The following is a 16,132-nucleotide window of genomic DNA, read 5'->3' on the forward strand; positions in this document are numbered from 1 at the left end:
TGTTTTTGAAGAAAGGATTAAAGTGATGTAGACTAATTTAGAATTCATACTTAATAAAAATAGAAAGAGAAATAGAGACAGCGACTGATTATGCTAAAAGGGGAGTTCGTGAAATGATAGTAAAGAGGAAGTTTTTGTACAAGATGCTGACCTTTTTTATTATTATTGTTTTGCTTTATTCGATCATCACATCATCGATTATTTTTTACAAAAGCTATCAAATGCTCGACGCGCAGAACAACCACAATCACCAGCTCTACATAGACCAAAACAGCAACTATGCAGACTACAAATTTCGTACTGCAATGGAGTTTGTTTATAAAGCTTCTACCATGCAAAGCGTGATCGATTATCGGTATAGCGATCATACAAACTACCTTAATGTTGCAAACCTTTACAATGACCTGATTGAGCAGCTGCGCGGCTTCGGTCAGCTGGGGTTTACGCTCGGCGTTTCTAAGCTTACAGATGATTTGATCATTACGGGTACAGGAACATTTAGCATTAAGCATTACTTGGATGATCTAGGAATTCGGCCTGCTGCCCTTGAACAATTTCAACAGCAGCAAAATGAAGCCTTGGCTACAGGAACCTATGTTGTTCCGCAGTCGCAAATGACAGCACCGGGCAGAATTGTCCTGATCCATCAGACCGTAAACTCCAAGCTCGACCCTCTTTACTTCTTTATCGTTGTTGACAGCGTTTCCTTGCTGCCCAAAACAATCGATCAACCGGAGGGCAATTTTTATTTGTACACAGATGAAATGATTACTTCTTATACAAATAATCAAAATTTGAATCCCGTTATTTTACAGCGGACCGATATGCTGAACGTACCATCTGATCAGCATCATATAAAAATAGGTTCAACGATCAACTATATTCATCATTCCAAGCTGGTACCGAATTTACACTACGTATACATTAGCGAGCTGACTACTTTTAGCACGATCTTTTTTGCTTTATGGAAAACCGCCTTGTTCCCTAGCGTGCTGCTTCTGCTAATCGGATTGATCATTGCCTATATGGCTACCAGATCAAGCTATAAGCCAATCCGGCAGCTGCTGCAATTTTTGGATGAGCATAATAAGGCTAGAGTAAAAACAGGCAGCAAAACATCTGAAGGCAGTGATCAAGCTGCTGCCCTTCCATCTTTGGAGAAGTCGCAAAGCCAATTACAAATAAACCAAATTCATGAACTCGCTTACATTCAATCCAGTATTGAACAAATCTATTCTCTTAACCACGCGCTGCAAAATAAACTCGATCATTCTGTCGTGCATTTGCGGGAGGATTTTTTCCGAAAGGTTATTTATGGGATAGCGAGCGAGGAATTTATAAACGATAATATAGCTGCCCTGCAGCTAGAAGCATTTCAAGAGCGGCTGAATATGGTGCTGTTTGAGTGTGAAGGGCTGGAAGCTCTGCATGAAACCGTTCCGGTGCCTAACCTATCGGCTATTTTCCATTCGATAATTAAAGAGAAGTTACAACATGAAGAGCACTTTTTTGTACTTCCGCTGGACCGCAATAAATATTGTGTTATTTTCCATGGTTTGAATGCGGATCAGCTTAAGGAAACGTCCGAGCATATGATAAGCAGCGTCGAAAGCAATTTGGCTTTGGATATCACCGCTTGCCTATCAGAAAGCTATTCGCTGACCGAGCTCACATCCGCGCTGCAGGAGCTGCTTCGTTTAAGCAATTATCAATATGCGGCTGTAAGCAAAATCATCACATCAGAAGGTGTAAAGCATGTCGAGGAAGTCGCCTGCTATTATCCGATCGAGGTTGAAAATTTACTTCTTAACTATGTAAATACGAACGACCTGGGAAAAGCCTATGAGCTGCTTGGCAATTTAATAGAAGAAAACGAAAAGCAAAATATGCTGGGCCCGGCCAATCTGTCGAGCTTGAAGCATTCGCTTTTGACTACGTTCAAGCGCTGCTTGAATACCAACAATAAGACATTGAATCAATTTATGAAACAATATCCGAATGCGCTCGACGAGTTTATGGATAGCACTTCAGGGAAGTTTTCGGAGAAAGCTTTCGGCCTGTTCGAACAAATATTCAACTATTGCAACAAAGATAAATTCAGCCTGGAAAGCTCAACTGCGTCGCAAATCTTTATTTATATCCACCAGCATTTTGATAAGGATCTATCCCTTACTGATATCGCGGAGCATTTCAATTTGTCGGAAAGCTATGTAAGCAAGCTGCTGAAAAACTCATTGGACATTAACTTTAAGCAGTACGTAAATACGTTGAAGGTTAAAAGAGCCAAGGAGCTGCTCAACCAAAAGACATACAAGGTGCATGAAGTAGCAGCTATTGTCGGCTGTAATAATACGAATACGTTTATACGAATTTTTAAACAGTATATCGGCGTGTCGCCTGGCGAATATTTGAAAAATTTAGGCTGATGACAAGAAAGAGTGATGAAAGGTGCGCAAAGACAAGCTCGAAAACTATGACTATGAAGTTGAAAAATAATTCTAACGAAGCTGACAAGCGCTATTTCGACGAAAACAGCTCATTTTAAATTGTAACGAAGATTAGCTACCCTATATGTGAACAAACCACGTTTTTAGGTAGCTTTTGCCCCAATAAGGCCGTCAAGCTTCGTTAAATTTCTATTCAAGCATTTTTGGTTTAATAGCACTTCTGGTCCCCCGCTAGATGGTCAGTCATTCCGCTATTTGGCCCAAAACCGCAGTTTTGAGGAGGTAAAGTGACAGACGTTCCGCTATTGGTCAATAAATCGAAGAAAAAGTCCCATTTAGAGACGAATAGCGGAATGTGTGTCCGCGAAATGAAGAAAATGGCGGTTTTTAGACAAATAACGGAACGTGTGACCATCTACATTCATTTTGGGCAAATAGCCAGCAATTTTGCGCCTTTGAGCGTATCACGATTTTTTACGATATATTGATTTTTTGCTATTTTAACGATTTGGAAGGCTGCAGTGTCATTTTTGACGATCATTATAAATACTGGCGATTGTTTGCGCTTCCCTACACCGCTACAATAAAGTCGATCATATCGATAATAGATTGCTAGAGAGGGGTATTTCGTTGACACAAACAATGGAGCAGCAAATGGATTGGATGAATGACGCTTATTCGCAAGCCCTAATCAAAATAAATCGTTTAAACGAAAAAATCGGAGCAAGCTTTCCTCATGTTTGCTTGGATGGCAATTATAACTGCGAAGACGCCTCCTTTTGGACATCTGGATTTTGGGGCGGTCTGCTATGGCTTGCCTATCGTGAAACGAAGGAAGAAGCCTTGCGGGAAACAGCTGAGCTTATTGAGCAACAGCTGAATGTTCCTTTGCAGCAATTTTATGATATTCACCATGATGTCGGCTTTATGTACTTGCCAACCTCGGTTATCAACTATCAGCTAAGCGGCAATGAGGAATCCCGCCGGATGGGTCTTATCGCAGCGAGTCATCTTGCAGGCAGATTCAATTTGAGCGGCCAGTTTATTCGGGCATGGACAGACCGCGTCGATCCGAACAGCACGGGCTGGGCTATAATTGATTGCCTTATGAATTTGCCGCTTCTATTCTGGGCGTCGAAGGAAGAGAACGATCCTCGCTTCAAGCAAATCGCAATCGCGCATGCCAATACAGTGCTAAAGCAATTTGTTCGCGACGATTGGACCGTTCCGCATATCGTAAGCTTTAATCCGGAAACTGGAGAGAAAATAGAAAACCTTGGCGGACAAGGTCTCGGACCTGATTCCGCGTGGTCCAGAGGGCAAGCGTGGGCTATTTATGGATTTGCTATAGCTGCGCGGGAAACTGGTGATCAAGCGTATGTAACAGCTTCTAAAAACATCGCCAACTACTTCCTCTCTCATCTGCCTGAGGATAAGGTTCCTTATTGGGATTTCCGTACGGCAGATAAGGACAAGCATGTGCGTGACTCTACTGCTGCCGCTTGTACAGCCAGCGGACTGATCGAGCTTAGCAAGTTGATAGAGGATGAAACGGAAGCCAGCTTCTACTACGAGAGCGCCATTGCTATTTTGAAAGGCTTGTACGACAACTATGCTGATTTCAGCGATGGACAGGACGCCATTCTGACTAAAGGCACCGTTTCTTACCCGGTGAATCGTCATGTGAACGTGCCGATTATTTATGGCGATTATTACTTCCTTGAGGCTCTAGTGAAGCTGAGAGGGCAGCAGGGCTTGTTCTAGAACTAGAACTGGGGCAGTTCTCATCTGAGCAGTACTATTACAGCAAGCATGGGCTGGTTCACGAGCAAAAGTCGTAATGCCATCTGTTTAGAATTGTAACGGAACTGAGAGGCTCTATTTAGCAATAAGAAGGTGTTTTAAAACTGTAACGGAACTGTGGAGCGCTATAGGTGATCTTTTCCCCGTTTAGGTAGTGATTTTGAGTAAATAAGGTCTCTCAGTCAGAATAAGCTGATTTCCGTACAATAGCGTGTCTACGTTCCGTTAGCGTTTTTCAACGGCCCAAATAAGCAATAAGCCCCGTCCATTCGCCTTGCTCTCTCAGCAAATGTACTGGGGCTTTGCTTATTTCAAATTATAACCCGGCCCAAACATCCTTGGCATAGCGTCCTTCCTGCTGCAGATCATTCAGCCAATTGACCGCTTCTTCCTCGCTCACATGGTGAGTTTCTTGGTAAGATGCTTGCAATACGCGTTCTACATCGGGAGCCATGCGGCTTCCGTCTCCGCAAATGTACAGCTTGCCACCTTGATCCAGCAAAGCAATCATTTCCTGAGCATTTTCGCGCAGCAGATGCTGGACATACGTCTTCTCCGTCCCTTCTGCCCGTGAAAATGCCGTATGCATCGTTACGAGCCCCTCTTGCTGGAACTGCTCCATTTCATCGTGATAGATTTGATCGAGACTATTGCGGCATCCAAAGTACAAATAGGCTTTACCAAGCGTTTTTCCTTCCTGCTTCATGGAACGCCGAGCCTGCAAAAAACCTCTAAACGGAGCAAGCCCCGTTCCCGGACCGATCATAATAATTGGCGTTTCCGGATTTTCAGGGAGCCTGAAGCCAGAATCTGGCTTGCTAATAAATATAGCGATGTCATCTCCAAGCTTGCGTCCAGCCAAATAATTCGAAGCAACGCCATAGTATTCGCCGCTGCCGCTTTTTGCAGCGCCGCGCACAACGCTTACGGTAATGCTGACCCGCTCCTCGCTAGCCTTAGGAGAGCTTGAGATCGAGTAATACCGTGCTCTCAATGGCGGAAGCAGCTCTACAAATCTTTCGAACGGCAGCTCGCATGCCGGATACTGCTCCAGCAAATCAAGCATGCTTACCCGTTTTGACAGGATATCGTCGCGGTAAGCCTCTTCATCCAGCAAAGCCTCTAATTGTTTTTTATGAGGCGGACATGTCGTGAAGGCAGCTAACTCGCGAAGCTGGGCACGCGTGGCCGCCTCCTGCAATTCCAAGCTATTGCTGAGCAGGTCATAAATGCTTATTGGACGATCCAACGGCAGATGCGCTGCACTGCGCCCGCTGGCACTAATAATGAGATGATCGCTGCCCTGCAGCCCGTAGCGGTTGAGTACGCGCCCTACTATCGCCGGATTATTTTTGGGAATGACACCAAGATGATCGCCCTCTTCATAATCCGTGCCTTCCGGCAAAGCAATCTCGATATGCCTTGTACTGCGTTCACTGCCTTCGGCCTGCAGTTCCCTGTTATCCGTTACGGTTGCAAGAAAAGCGCCATGGTTCTGTGCGAGCGGGCTGCCAATCAAGCCGCTAACAAATTGCACGCTTAGCGTGCTGCGTTCCTGCTGCGGTACTGCTTGGCTTTTCAGTCCTAATGCATGCAGAGCTTCCAGCCATAGCCGCTCATTCCATTCCTCGACCTGCTTCTCGAAATCTCCGCTGGCATCCGACTCTCCGCGAACAGCGATCCGCTCCGCTCCTTTGGCAGCTAGCTGATCATCGATAAATCGCGGAATATGCTGATAGGTGCTGGCCCAATTGTGATCGCCGCAGCCAAATACTGCATAGCGCACGCCTTTCAGCTCGCCTTGCCCGACTCCATCCAGCCATTGCACAAACTCGCGCGCATTGCTTGGCGGCTTGCCGTTATAAGAGGCGCTGACAATAAAGACCGCGCCTGTTTGAGGCAGCTTTCCCGTATACTCGTTAAGCGGCGCGACCTCGCTTTGAAAGCCTTGGTAACGCGCAGTATCCGCGATCTCTCTAGCGATGCCTTCAGCTGTGCCCATATTAGAGCCATAGAGCACAAGCAGCGGCGTATTATGAGTCTCTATCGATGGCATCGCTGCCTGCGTCTCATTCGTCTTCTTCGTTTCCTTTGCTGCTGTTTCAGCTGGGGAAAACATTAAACTCTGTGCGCCGCGCGGGCGGACACGCATTTTGAAATCATCAGGCTTCAGCGTCAGTGATTCCTTCACCTTTAGCTGATAAGCAGTATGATCGATAATCTCGAAATAGCGCAGCACCATGCCGAGCACTAGCGTCGCTTCCTGAAGAGCAAACTGCTGCCCGATGCAGGCACGTTGACCATTACCGAAAGGCTTGTAGGCATCATATGGAATAAGGCTCGGATCTTCAAAGCGCTCAGGACGGAACTCCTCTGCATCTTCTCCCCAAACCCCGGTATCTTGATGCAGCTTAGGAATCAGTACGGTTACACTTTCCCCTTTTCTTAACGGATATTTTCCTGCAAGCAGCGTATCCTCTTTTGCATACAAAGAAAATGCCGGTGCTGTCGGCCATAAACGAAGGGATTCATTAAGAATCATTCGGATGTACTTCAGCTCCCGAACCTGGGTATAGCTTGGGATAGGGTCAGTTAGAACCTGGTCCACCTCTTCATAGGCCTTTTTCAGCTTATCCGGGTTTTTCAGAAGATAATAGAGCGCGAAGGACAGCAAGCCGCTTGTCGTTTCATGACCGGCAATGAGAAAGGTAATAATCTGGTAGCGAATATTTTCATCATCCAATGGCTCTCCCGTTTCCGGATCCTTTCCGCTCAGCATATGCCCGAGCAGATCATCTCCTCCCGTTTCTCCGTGAGCTTTTCGTTCAGCGATGATCGTATCGACCAACGAGTACATAACCTCGATGTCATGCTTGAATTGCCGCTTCGTAATAACCATCAGCTTATCCTGAATGCCGAGACGCTGCAATTGATTCATCGCTTCGCTCAGCGCCCGGATCATGCTCGTTATGAAAGGATGAGGCTGTTCGCGGTAAAAGCTGTTAAAGCGATAATTAAAGCCGCAAAGGCCGATCGTATCCAAGGTCAGACGAGTCATATCCTCAGGTACGTCTATGCTTTCATCGGGATTGAGGCGCGCCCATCTTTGGATGAGCTGAACAGCAATATCCACCATCATGTCATGGTAACCGCGCATGGCGGATTGACTAAAGCTGGGAAGTAAAATATTATGCGCTTTTTGCCAATTCAATTCACTTGTTTCGCTAGTGAACAAGCCGTCCCCTGCGAAAGCGCGAACCTTCTGCAAGGGAGCCCATATATTTTTGTCAAACCGGGATTCGTCGCATGCATCAGCCACCAAATCATGTCCAGAAATAAACAATTCTGTTCGGCCGGGAAAGTCCATTCGAAATATCGGGCCAAATTCATTCGCCAGCTTAACGATGGATTGAAGCGGCTGATCCAAATCCATTAATGGGAGATTTCCTAATGGTCCATATGTTTTTGGCTGTGGAATCATTGTCATACTAATCATTTCCTCCTTTGGTCATGATTAGTATGAGATTCGAACGGCGTCCTTATCCGCTACTCACATCCACTTTATTGTGCCATATACCATTCATTCATAGCATCAATTGCTGCTTTACCACCTTTTGCGTTGAACTCAGTGACAAATTTCACATCTTTATTAATCGCAAACTCCTCGTCCAATCAAGCCCTCATCATGCCACTTCTTCATTGTTATCAGAAATTGCTTGTATTCAGGCTGCAGCCAGGCAAATTCTAATTTTCCATCCTTCACGATCGTCGTGGCACCGACATCGTAAGTACTGGCAAACACTTGGAACTGTCCCATAAAGCCGCCAGGATTAGAAGCAGCCGCAGTGAATGGAATTATTCCTTCCGCTTTAATTTTCTTCATCGTATCGTACAAATCATCCATTGTTTTCGGCTCTTGCAAATTTAATTTCTCCAATATGTCCCCTCTGACCAAAAGTCACTGCCAGCCTTTTGTGCTACACGAACAGGAAGGCCGTAAGTAACGCCATGACCATATAAAAAACCGTTTTGATTTGAACGATTCTACTGTCTTCGGAGGAAAATTATTTTTTTGGGGAAAGGGAATATGAATATTGCTAACGCAAGAGGAAAATCGATGGAAACTTGAAGAGGGCTTATAGAAACAGAAAAAAGACTGAAAAAATGGTTAAGGAAATCGTTCAACCAGCTTCAGCCTCAGTGCAGTTAGAGACGGTTATTTTTATTTGCTGAACCCCCGCTGCCGCATCGCTTCAAACAGCAATACCGTGCTGGCCATCGCCACATTAAGCGATTCGGATTGGCCGGCCATCGGAATAATGATCGTCTCGTCCATCATGCTCTCCACCTCAGCAGACAAGCCTTCGGACTCACTCCCCATCAACAGCCATGTATCCTGCTGCCAATCATAGCTGTAGCAAGTATTCGTCGCCTGCAGACTTGTGCCGACCAGCTTTACGCCTTTGGACTTTGCCTGTGTCAGCAGCTCGCTCAAATCCGCTTCTATAATTGGCAAGTGGAATAAGGAGCCCATCGTTGAACGAACGGTTTTAGGATTATATAGATCAACGCAGCCTTTACCTAGAATAACAGCATGGGCTCCAGCAGCATCTGCGCTGCGGATAATTGTGCCTGCATTGCCCGGATCACGTATGCCATCCAATACGACGACGAGAGATTGCTTTGCAAACAATCTGGCGACATCTGCTTTAAGCTTGCTGACTACCGCAAATACTGGCGGAGCCGTATCGGTGCCAGTGCATTTAGCGATAACAGAGGAGGAGGCTTTCACCCACTCGACTCCATTAGCTGCTTCTTTATATATAGGAGCAAGCAATTCGGCTGGAATACCGCGATCCGCATCATATACAATGACAGAAATGGACGCGCCTGATTTTAAAGCTTCCTGTAGCAGATGTACCCCTTCAATAATAAATTGACCGGTTCGGTCACGGTATTTTTTGTCCAGCAAGGAGGACCACTGCTTCACCCTCATGTTATGGGGCGAGGCAATATAGGGATGATTATTTATTGACATGCATGCAGCAACCTTCCGTACATATGATCATTAACAAGGAAAAAACGAGCTGTTTTCCCAGTGAAATATTGAGATACGCTTTATATTTTAACATAATCTGTGCCAATGTTTATGGATGAAACGCTTATTTCCAGGGGATATTAAGAAAGTAAATTTGATTGCTTCAGGAGGTCAATATCCATTGGTCAATATTGATTTGCGTCAAGCTATTTTGTTGCGCGTAAAAGACAAATCAAACAGTGAGCTAAGCGAAATTATCGATGGCTCTGTCGACCATGACGAGCTCGCCCTGCCTGGACTTGGAGTGTTGTTCGAGATGATCTGGAAACAAAGCTCCGAGGCGGAGCAAGGGCATTTGGTCCAGACGCTGTACAAGCATTTGCATCCTGAGAAATAATTCAAGGATTCCAAACTTTCCGTGGAGCAGCGCTGTAAACAATTGTTCCATCAACTATTGTTGTCGAAATCCACGGGATACCCTCGTATTGATCCACTACGATCAGATCAGCATATTTGCCAGGAGCAATCGAACCAATCTCATGGTCCACTTGCATAGCAATGGCAGGATTGAGAGTAACCATTCGAACAGCTGCTGGCAAATCGTTGACTGTCTGTTCATCTGCCAATTTAAACACAGCTGCCAGCATCGAGGAAGGATGATAATCAGAACAAATAATTTGCGCCGCCTGTTCGCTGATTGCGTCTGCTGCCCGCAAATTTTTGTCATGCGATCCGCCACGTACAATGTTAGGCGCACCAACGCATACCTGCATCCCTTTTTCAGTCGCATACTTGGCTGTTTTCATATTAATTGGAAACTCGCTGATTGCAGCTCCTCTGCTAATCGATGTATCTACCTGCTCAGTAGTATCATCATCATGCGAAGCGATAATTATACCCTGCTGTCTTGCCAAATAAGCAAGCTGCTTCAGCTGGCCCCAGTCAATCTGCTCGCGTCGGTCCATTAAATCCGCAATGATTTCCTGAACCTCATTGACATCTACTCCTTGATTTTTCATTACATATCGCTCGAAGGAACCAGGAGCTCGATATTGTCCTTGGCCAGGAGAATGATCCATAAAGGAAAGCAAATCAATTGTGCGCTCCTTTAAATACTTGTCAACAATAGGCAGCCCAGATAAATAAGAAACCTCGTAGCGTAAATGGATACGGTTGCGTACCATCGAGCGCTGCTTGCGGTATTCGGTAATCGTTTCCACCATTTGGGTCAGCAAATGCTCTCCCCGCACACTTAATCCAACACCAAGCGATAATGAATGGTACATCGTTGTAATGCCGTATAAAGGAAGCTTTCTTTCAAACTCCATTAGCGCCATTTGCAAAGGAAAAATCGTATTGGGACGAGGCTCAACCTCTTTCTCAATCGCATCGCAATGAATATCAATCATGCCAGGCATAACTAATTGATTATGTACGTCAATAATTTCTGCTTCAGGATGCTGATGCAGCCATTCGTCTACTGCGTCCTGATCTTCAATAATACGCTCGATTACTCCGCTGTTGATTGCGATCGCTGCATGTACAACGTCTTGCTCCAATATTAGCCGGCCATTCGTAATTAATACATTTGGGCGTTCTGAATCCATACTCATCCTGCAACCCCCTCCATACAAGAGTTCTAAACTAACTTAAAATGGTCGGTGCCACCTCTATATGGCCATTTGTATATGAAAAATCATACAGAATCGGTTGGTGCCACCTCTAAACGGCCAATTGTATATGAATTTTCATATACATTACGCTGAAATGCCTCCAAAAACGCAATTGTATATGAAATTTCATACATAATCGGACGATGCCACCTCTAAACGGCCATTTGTATATGAAAATTCATACACATTACGCTGAAACGCCTCGCAAATCACAATTGTATATGAAAAATCATACAGAATCGGACGGTGCCACCTCTAAACGGCCATTTGTATATGAAATTTCATACACATTACGCTGATATGCCTCGAAAATCACAATTGTATATGAAAAATCATACAGAATCGGTCGGTGCCACCTCTATATGGCCATTTGTATATGAAATTTCATACACATTACGCTGATATGCCTCGAAAATCACAATTGTATATGAAAAATCATACAGAATCGGTCGGTGTCACCTCTATACGGCTAATTGTATATGAAATTTCATACACATTACGCTGATATGCCTCGAAAAACACAATTGTATATGAAATATCATACAGAATCGGTCGGTGCCACCTCTATACGGCCATTTGTATATGAAATTTCATACACATTATGCTGAAACGCCTCGAAAATCACAATTGTATATGAAAAATCATATAGAATCGGTCGGTGCCACCTCTATACGGCCATTTGTATATGAAATTTCATACACATTACACTGAAACGCCTCGAAAATCACAATTGTATATTATGAAATTTCATACAGAATCGGTCGGTGCCACCTCTATACGGCTAATTGTATATGAAATTTCATACACATTACGCTGAAACGCCTCGAAAATCACAATTGTATATGAAATTTCATACAGAATCGGTCGGTGCCACCTCTAAACTACTTTTAGTCGGCACTTTTCAAGATAGAAGGTTTTTCAACAGTCCGATAAATATTTATATTTTAAATAAGTTTATCATATATGATCATGAATGAAAGCTGCAATATATTACTCTGTTCAAATATAACGATTTCAATTAAAACTGTCGATTATTGTGGGCAAGCGTGTGGATTGACTGCCTTCCAATTTTATACTATCGCGAAAAAAAAGCCTGAACAAAAATGTTCGGGCTTTATCTATGCTAAATAAGTTACACCGCTATTTTTCGCTGGTTTCCTTCGGAATAAAGTTGAAAATATCACCTGTCTCAAATGATTCGATCAAGCGCTCCAGCCAGTCGTAATATTTGAGTGCATCTTCAATTTTAGCTTTATCATGCTGAAGGACAGCAACAAAAGAAGCATCGGCGGAATAGTCCTCCATCATCTGATCAATTTCATTGCGGGAGCGTTTAAGAGCTGACATATTTTGCTCAACCGCTTTTCTCCAGCGTATAGAAAAATAATCAGAAAAGTTCTGATGCCAATCAGGCACTACCTCATATAAGTCCTTGCGCGAGCCTTTTCCCCATACTTTGTTAATTAATTTAAGATTTTGCAGGGTACGCATGCCAGTGCTCATTGAGGTTTTGCTCATCCCCATCGTTTCGCTCATCTCGTCGAGCGTAGCAGGATGCTCATTAAAGTACATATGACCATATAAATGTCCAATTGATAGCGTTATGCCGTATAGATCCATATTTTTGCCAATGGAATCAATGACTCTGCTTCGCGTATGCTGCAGCCTTAATAGCTGCTCCTCTGTTAAATTCGCAAGTTCCTTCATGATCTTCCTCCTGAGCCAATCCTTCTTCCTTCCCCATTGTAAGCTACCTTGCACACATAGTAAAGATGGCGTCACTGGTGAAAAAGGGAGTTATCGGGAGCATACTGTACATATAGTACGTAAAGTTAAAACTGTACAAAGTATACGCTCACTCACGCACTTTGACCATTTTCAACCAAATCTTTTACACTTAGGAAGTTGAATTTTTCCACAAGGGGGGGAGCAAGAATGAGCATTATTGAAGCCAAGAAGCTGACCAAAATTTTTGGATCCGATCCAAAAAGGGCTATCCCGCTGCTGGATAAAGGCTTATCCAAAGAGAGAATATTAGCAGAAACAAAATTAACAGTAGGAGTAAACCAAGCCAGCTTTTCTATAGAGCCTGGTCAGATCTTTGTCATAATGGGCTTATCTGGAAGCGGTAAGTCTACCCTTGTCCGATTGCTTAATCGCTTGATTGAGCCGACAAGCGGACAGCTTCTATTTAATGGGAAAGATGTTTTAAAAATGTCTTCTGAGCAGCTAAGACAGTTCAGACGCAAAAATGTCGGTATGGTATTCCAAAAATTTGCGCTGTTTCCACATCGGACTGTTATCGAGAATATCGAATACGGTTTGGAGGTGCAGGGCATTGCCAAAAAAGAACGCAGAGAGATGGCGATGCGCTCGCTTGAGCTTGTCGGATTGAAGGGCTGGGAAAACAGCTATCCGGATCAGCTTAGCGGAGGCATGCAGCAGCGTGTCGGCCTTGCTCGAGGGCTAGCCAACGATCCAGAGGTATTGCTGATGGATGAGGCGTTCAGCGCACTTGACCCGCTTATCCGCAAGGATATGCAGGATGAGCTGATCGAGCTGCAATCAAAAATGAAAAAAACGATTGTATTTATTACACATGATTTGGATGAAGCGCTTCGTATTGGCGATCAGATCGCATTGATGAAGGATGGCAGCATCGTTCAAATCGGCACGCCTGAAGAAATCTTAATGAATCCGGCCAACAAATATGTGGAGCGCTTTGTCGAGGACGTAGATTTGTCTAAAGTTTTTACAGCCTCGCATGTCATGGCTAAAGCCGAGACGATAACGCCCGACCGAGGTCCTCGCGTCGCTCTGCAATTTATGCGGGAACGCGGCGTTTCAAGCTTATATGTCGTCGACAAGTCGATGAAAATGCTTGGAGTCGTTACGGCTGAGCAAGCTTCAACAGCAGTAGCGCACAATAATAAGCTAGATGAGGTTATGATAACCGGCGAGGAAATTCCAAGCACCTCAATGGATACGGCTCTAAATGAGCTATTTGAAATAATGGGACAAAAGCTTAACAAGCTGCCGATTGCGGTTGTCGATGACGACGGCAGGCTGCGCGGCGTAGTTATTAAAGGTGCTGTATTCGCTGCACTTGCTGGAAATCAAGATACAGAGGCTGGTGATCATAATGAACCTGCCTAAAATTCCAATCGCTAGTTGGATAGAAGCTTTGGAAAATTGGCTGCAAAGCAATTTTGGGCCATTATTTGATGTATTTCGCATTGCGATCGGAAAAACGGTCAACTCCATTGATGCTGCGCTAAACTTTTTACCGCCTATTGTCATGATTGTATTGTTTGCACTATTAGCGTGGTATCTGGGCAAATGGAAGATGGCGGTGCTCACTGCGCTTGGCCTCCTGCTCATTGAAAATCTGGGGCTTTGGAGCCAAACGATGCAGACGCTTGCGCTCGTAGTAACCGCAGCCTTTATCTCCGTCCTGATCGGAGTTCCGATCGGCATACTATGCTCCCGGAGCAGCAAGGTGCAAAAGATCGTTACGCCTATTCTGGACTTTATGCAGACGATGCCTGCTTTCGTATATTTGCTGCCTGCTATTACCTTCTTCCGGCTTGGCGTCGTACCGGGCGTTATTTCATCGATAATTTTCGCTATTCCGCCAACAATCAGGCTTACCAATCTCGGAATAAGACAAGTGCCTGATGAGCTCATCGAAGCGGCCGATGCATTCGGCTCAACGCCTTCACAGAAGCTGTTCAAGCTGCAATTGCCGCTAGCCATGCCAACCATTATGGCTGGTATTAACCAGACGATTATGCTCTCGCTGTCGATGGTTGTTATTTCCTCCATGATTGGCGCGCAAGGCGTCGGTGCGCTAGTATACCGTTCTGTTACACAAGGCAAGACAGGCGTAGGCTTTGAGGCTGGTCTTGCAATAGTCATACTCGCCATTATTCTGGATCGCATGACACAGAAGGTCATTACGAAGACGAAAGCCCAACGATAACAGCTTCGCCGTTCTCATCTGAGCGGAGAAGGCGCGTTTATCCAAAAAATAATGCTTAACAGGAGTGATCGATTATGAAAAACAAAAAGTGGATAATTTTAATTAGTGCGATTATGGTGCTGGCTTTAGTTGCAGGCTGCTCCTCCTCTGGAGGCGGCGGTTCAAAAAAGGAAATTACACTTGCCTATGTTGCATGGGATTCTGAAATTGCCAGTACAAATGTCGTAAGAGAAGTGCTGGAGCAAAAGCTTGGCTACAAGGTAACGATGCTTCAAGTGGATGCAAGCCCAATGTGGGCAGGTATTGCCAACGGTAGTGCAGATGCGATGGTCGCAGCCTGGCTGCCAACTACGCATGCTGACTTTGCAGAAATGAATAAAGGCAAGTACGAGGATTTAGGAGTTAACCTGACAGGCACGAAGCTGGGCCTAGTTGTTCCTCAATATATGGATATCGACAGTATTGAAGATTTGAAAAATGATGATGTTGCCGCATCATTGAATCATACGATTACAGGTATTGAACCAGGCGCGGGCATGATGGCAACGACTGCTGTTTTGATGGATGAATACGGCCTAACAGACAAATGGACGCTATTGGAAAGCTCCTCCGCTGCTATGACCCAAGAGCTTGAAAGAGCTTATGCGGCTAAAGAGCCGATTGTAGTAACAGGCTGGACACCGCACTGGAAATTTGCGAAGATGGATTTGAAATACTTGGATGACCCAAAAGAAATTTACGGTAAAGCCGAAGAGATTCATACTATTGCGCGATTGGATCTCGAAAAGGATCAACCCGAGGCTTATAAGTTTTTGAAAAACTTTAATTGGGAGCCAGCAGATATGGAGAAGGTTATGATCGATATCGCTGATGGCGCAACGCCTGAGGCTGCTTCCAAAAAATGGGTCGACGAAAACACAGACAAAGTGGATGCATGGTTGAAATAATGGATAGACAACACTAAACGGCTTTGCCGCTTTAGTCAAAGCGAGCGCTTAGAGTACTTCTCCTAAGCGCTCGCTTTTTTGATTATTTTCAGGCTGTTGAAAAGCTCGTTTGGATTATCTAACGAATGCTGGTTTCGCTATAATACCGATAAAGCTTGTATTAAATTTGTAACGAATCACAGCGTGCTTATTGGCTGTAAAATGCTGCCCAAATGAGCATTTGTTCACAGATAGCGTCTCTA

The 16,132-nt window shown here is 44.6% G+C and carries 11 protein-coding genes; 6 read left to right on the top strand and 5 right to left on the bottom strand.

The window, feature by feature from the left end:
• Positions 1 to 113: 113 nt before the first annotated feature.
• Together V1L65_RS01545 and V1L65_RS01550 are read left to right on the top strand one after the other, a co-directional pair.
• Positions 114 to 2,426, top strand: a complete 2,313-nt coding sequence (locus V1L65_RS01545; protein WP_331697282.1) for a helix-turn-helix transcriptional regulator — start codon at positions 114 to 116, stop codon at positions 2,424 to 2,426.
• A 651-nt stretch (positions 2,427 to 3,077) separates the two neighbouring features.
• A complete protein-coding gene (locus tag V1L65_RS01550; RefSeq protein WP_331697283.1) occupies positions 3,078 to 4,211 on the top strand; it encodes a glycoside hydrolase family 88 protein in 1,134 nt (377 codons plus the stop codon).
• A gap of 355 nt (positions 4,212 to 4,566) precedes the next feature.
• Here the strand turns inward: V1L65_RS01550 and V1L65_RS01555 are convergent, their stop codons facing one another.
• The 3 genes from V1L65_RS01555 to V1L65_RS01565 all read right to left on the bottom strand — a co-directional run bounded on the left by V1L65_RS01555 (position 4,567) and on the right by V1L65_RS01565 (position 9,288).
• Positions 4,567 to 7,746, bottom strand: coding sequence for a bifunctional cytochrome P450/NADPH--P450 reductase (locus V1L65_RS01555; protein WP_331697284.1), 3,180 nt, complete (start codon positions 7,744 to 7,746; stop codon positions 4,567 to 4,569).
• Positions 7,747 to 7,899: 153 nt separating this feature from the next.
• Entirely contained in the window at positions 7,900 to 8,187 is a 288-nt protein-coding gene (locus tag V1L65_RS01560) for a hypothetical protein (RefSeq protein ID WP_331697285.1), read from the bottom strand.
• Positions 8,188 to 8,472: 285 nt separating this feature from the next.
• A complete protein-coding gene (locus tag V1L65_RS01565) occupies positions 8,473 to 9,288 on the bottom strand; it encodes a TrmH family RNA methyltransferase (protein WP_331697286.1) in 816 nt (271 codons plus the stop codon).
• A gap of 154 nt (positions 9,289 to 9,442) precedes the next feature.
• On the opposite strand from V1L65_RS01565, the gene sspI reads away from it, so the two are divergent.
• On the top strand, positions 9,443 to 9,685 hold the full coding sequence (gene sspI, locus V1L65_RS01570; protein ID WP_331697287.1) for a small acid-soluble spore protein SspI: 243 nt from the start codon (positions 9,443 to 9,445) through the stop codon (positions 9,683 to 9,685).
• A gap of 1 nt (position 9,686) precedes the next feature.
• Here sspI and V1L65_RS01575 read toward each other — a convergent pair whose 3' ends face one another.
• Both V1L65_RS01575 and V1L65_RS01580 read right to left on the bottom strand, forming a co-directional pair.
• On the bottom strand, positions 9,687 to 10,901 hold the full coding sequence (locus tag V1L65_RS01575; RefSeq protein ID WP_331697288.1) for an alpha-D-ribose 1-methylphosphonate 5-triphosphate diphosphatase: 1,215 nt from the start codon (positions 10,899 to 10,901) through the stop codon (positions 9,687 to 9,689).
• Positions 10,902 to 12,101: 1,200 nt separating this feature from the next.
• Entirely contained in the window at positions 12,102 to 12,668 is a 567-nt protein-coding gene (locus V1L65_RS01580) for a GbsR/MarR family transcriptional regulator (RefSeq protein WP_331697289.1), read from the bottom strand.
• A 228-nt stretch (positions 12,669 to 12,896) separates the two neighbouring features.
• On the opposite strand from V1L65_RS01580, the gene V1L65_RS01585 reads away from it, so the two are divergent.
• The 3 genes from V1L65_RS01585 (at position 12,897) to V1L65_RS01595 (ending at position 15,890) form a co-directional block, all read left to right on the top strand.
• Positions 12,897 to 14,117: a quaternary amine ABC transporter ATP-binding protein gene (locus tag V1L65_RS01585; protein WP_331697290.1), complete on the top strand. Its 1,221-nt coding sequence runs from the start codon at positions 12,897 to 12,899 to the stop codon at positions 14,115 to 14,117.
• Entirely contained in the window at positions 14,104 to 14,943 is an 840-nt protein-coding gene (locus V1L65_RS01590) for an ABC transporter permease (protein ID WP_331697291.1), read from the top strand. Before V1L65_RS01585 ends, V1L65_RS01590 begins: the two co-directional genes overlap by 14 nt.
• A gap of 74 nt (positions 14,944 to 15,017) precedes the next feature.
• Positions 15,018 to 15,890: a glycine betaine ABC transporter substrate-binding protein gene (locus V1L65_RS01595; protein WP_331697292.1), complete on the top strand. Its 873-nt coding sequence runs from the start codon at positions 15,018 to 15,020 to the stop codon at positions 15,888 to 15,890.
• Positions 15,891 to 16,132 lie beyond the last annotated feature (242 nt).

It is taken from the genome of Paenibacillus sp. IITD108 (assembly GCF_036541265.1).
In the GTDB taxonomy this organism is placed as follows: Bacteria; Bacillota; Bacilli; order Paenibacillales; family Paenibacillaceae; genus Pristimantibacillus.

Coding starts and splice junctions, on each gene's coding strand:
- V1L65_RS01545 (WP_331697282.1), top strand. CDS start 114: ATGATAGTAAAGAGGAAGTTTTTGTACAAGATGCTGACCTTTTTTATT.
- V1L65_RS01555 (WP_331697284.1), bottom strand. CDS start 7,746: ATGATTAGTATGACAATGATTCCACAGCCAAAAACATATGGACCATTA.
- V1L65_RS01565 (WP_331697286.1), bottom strand. CDS start 9,288: ATGTCAATAAATAATCATCCCTATATTGCCTCGCCCCATAACATGAGG.
- V1L65_RS01575 (WP_331697288.1), bottom strand. CDS start 10,901: ATGAGTATGGATTCAGAACGCCCAAATGTATTAATTACGAATGGCCGG.
- V1L65_RS01580 (WP_331697289.1), bottom strand. CDS start 12,668: ATGAAGGAACTTGCGAATTTAACAGAGGAGCAGCTATTAAGGCTGCAG.
- V1L65_RS01585 (WP_331697290.1), top strand. CDS start 12,897: ATGAGCATTATTGAAGCCAAGAAGCTGACCAAAATTTTTGGATCCGAT.
- V1L65_RS01590 (WP_331697291.1), top strand. CDS start 14,104: ATGAACCTGCCTAAAATTCCAATCGCTAGTTGGATAGAAGCTTTGGAA.
- V1L65_RS01595 (WP_331697292.1), top strand. CDS start 15,018: ATGAAAAACAAAAAGTGGATAATTTTAATTAGTGCGATTATGGTGCTG.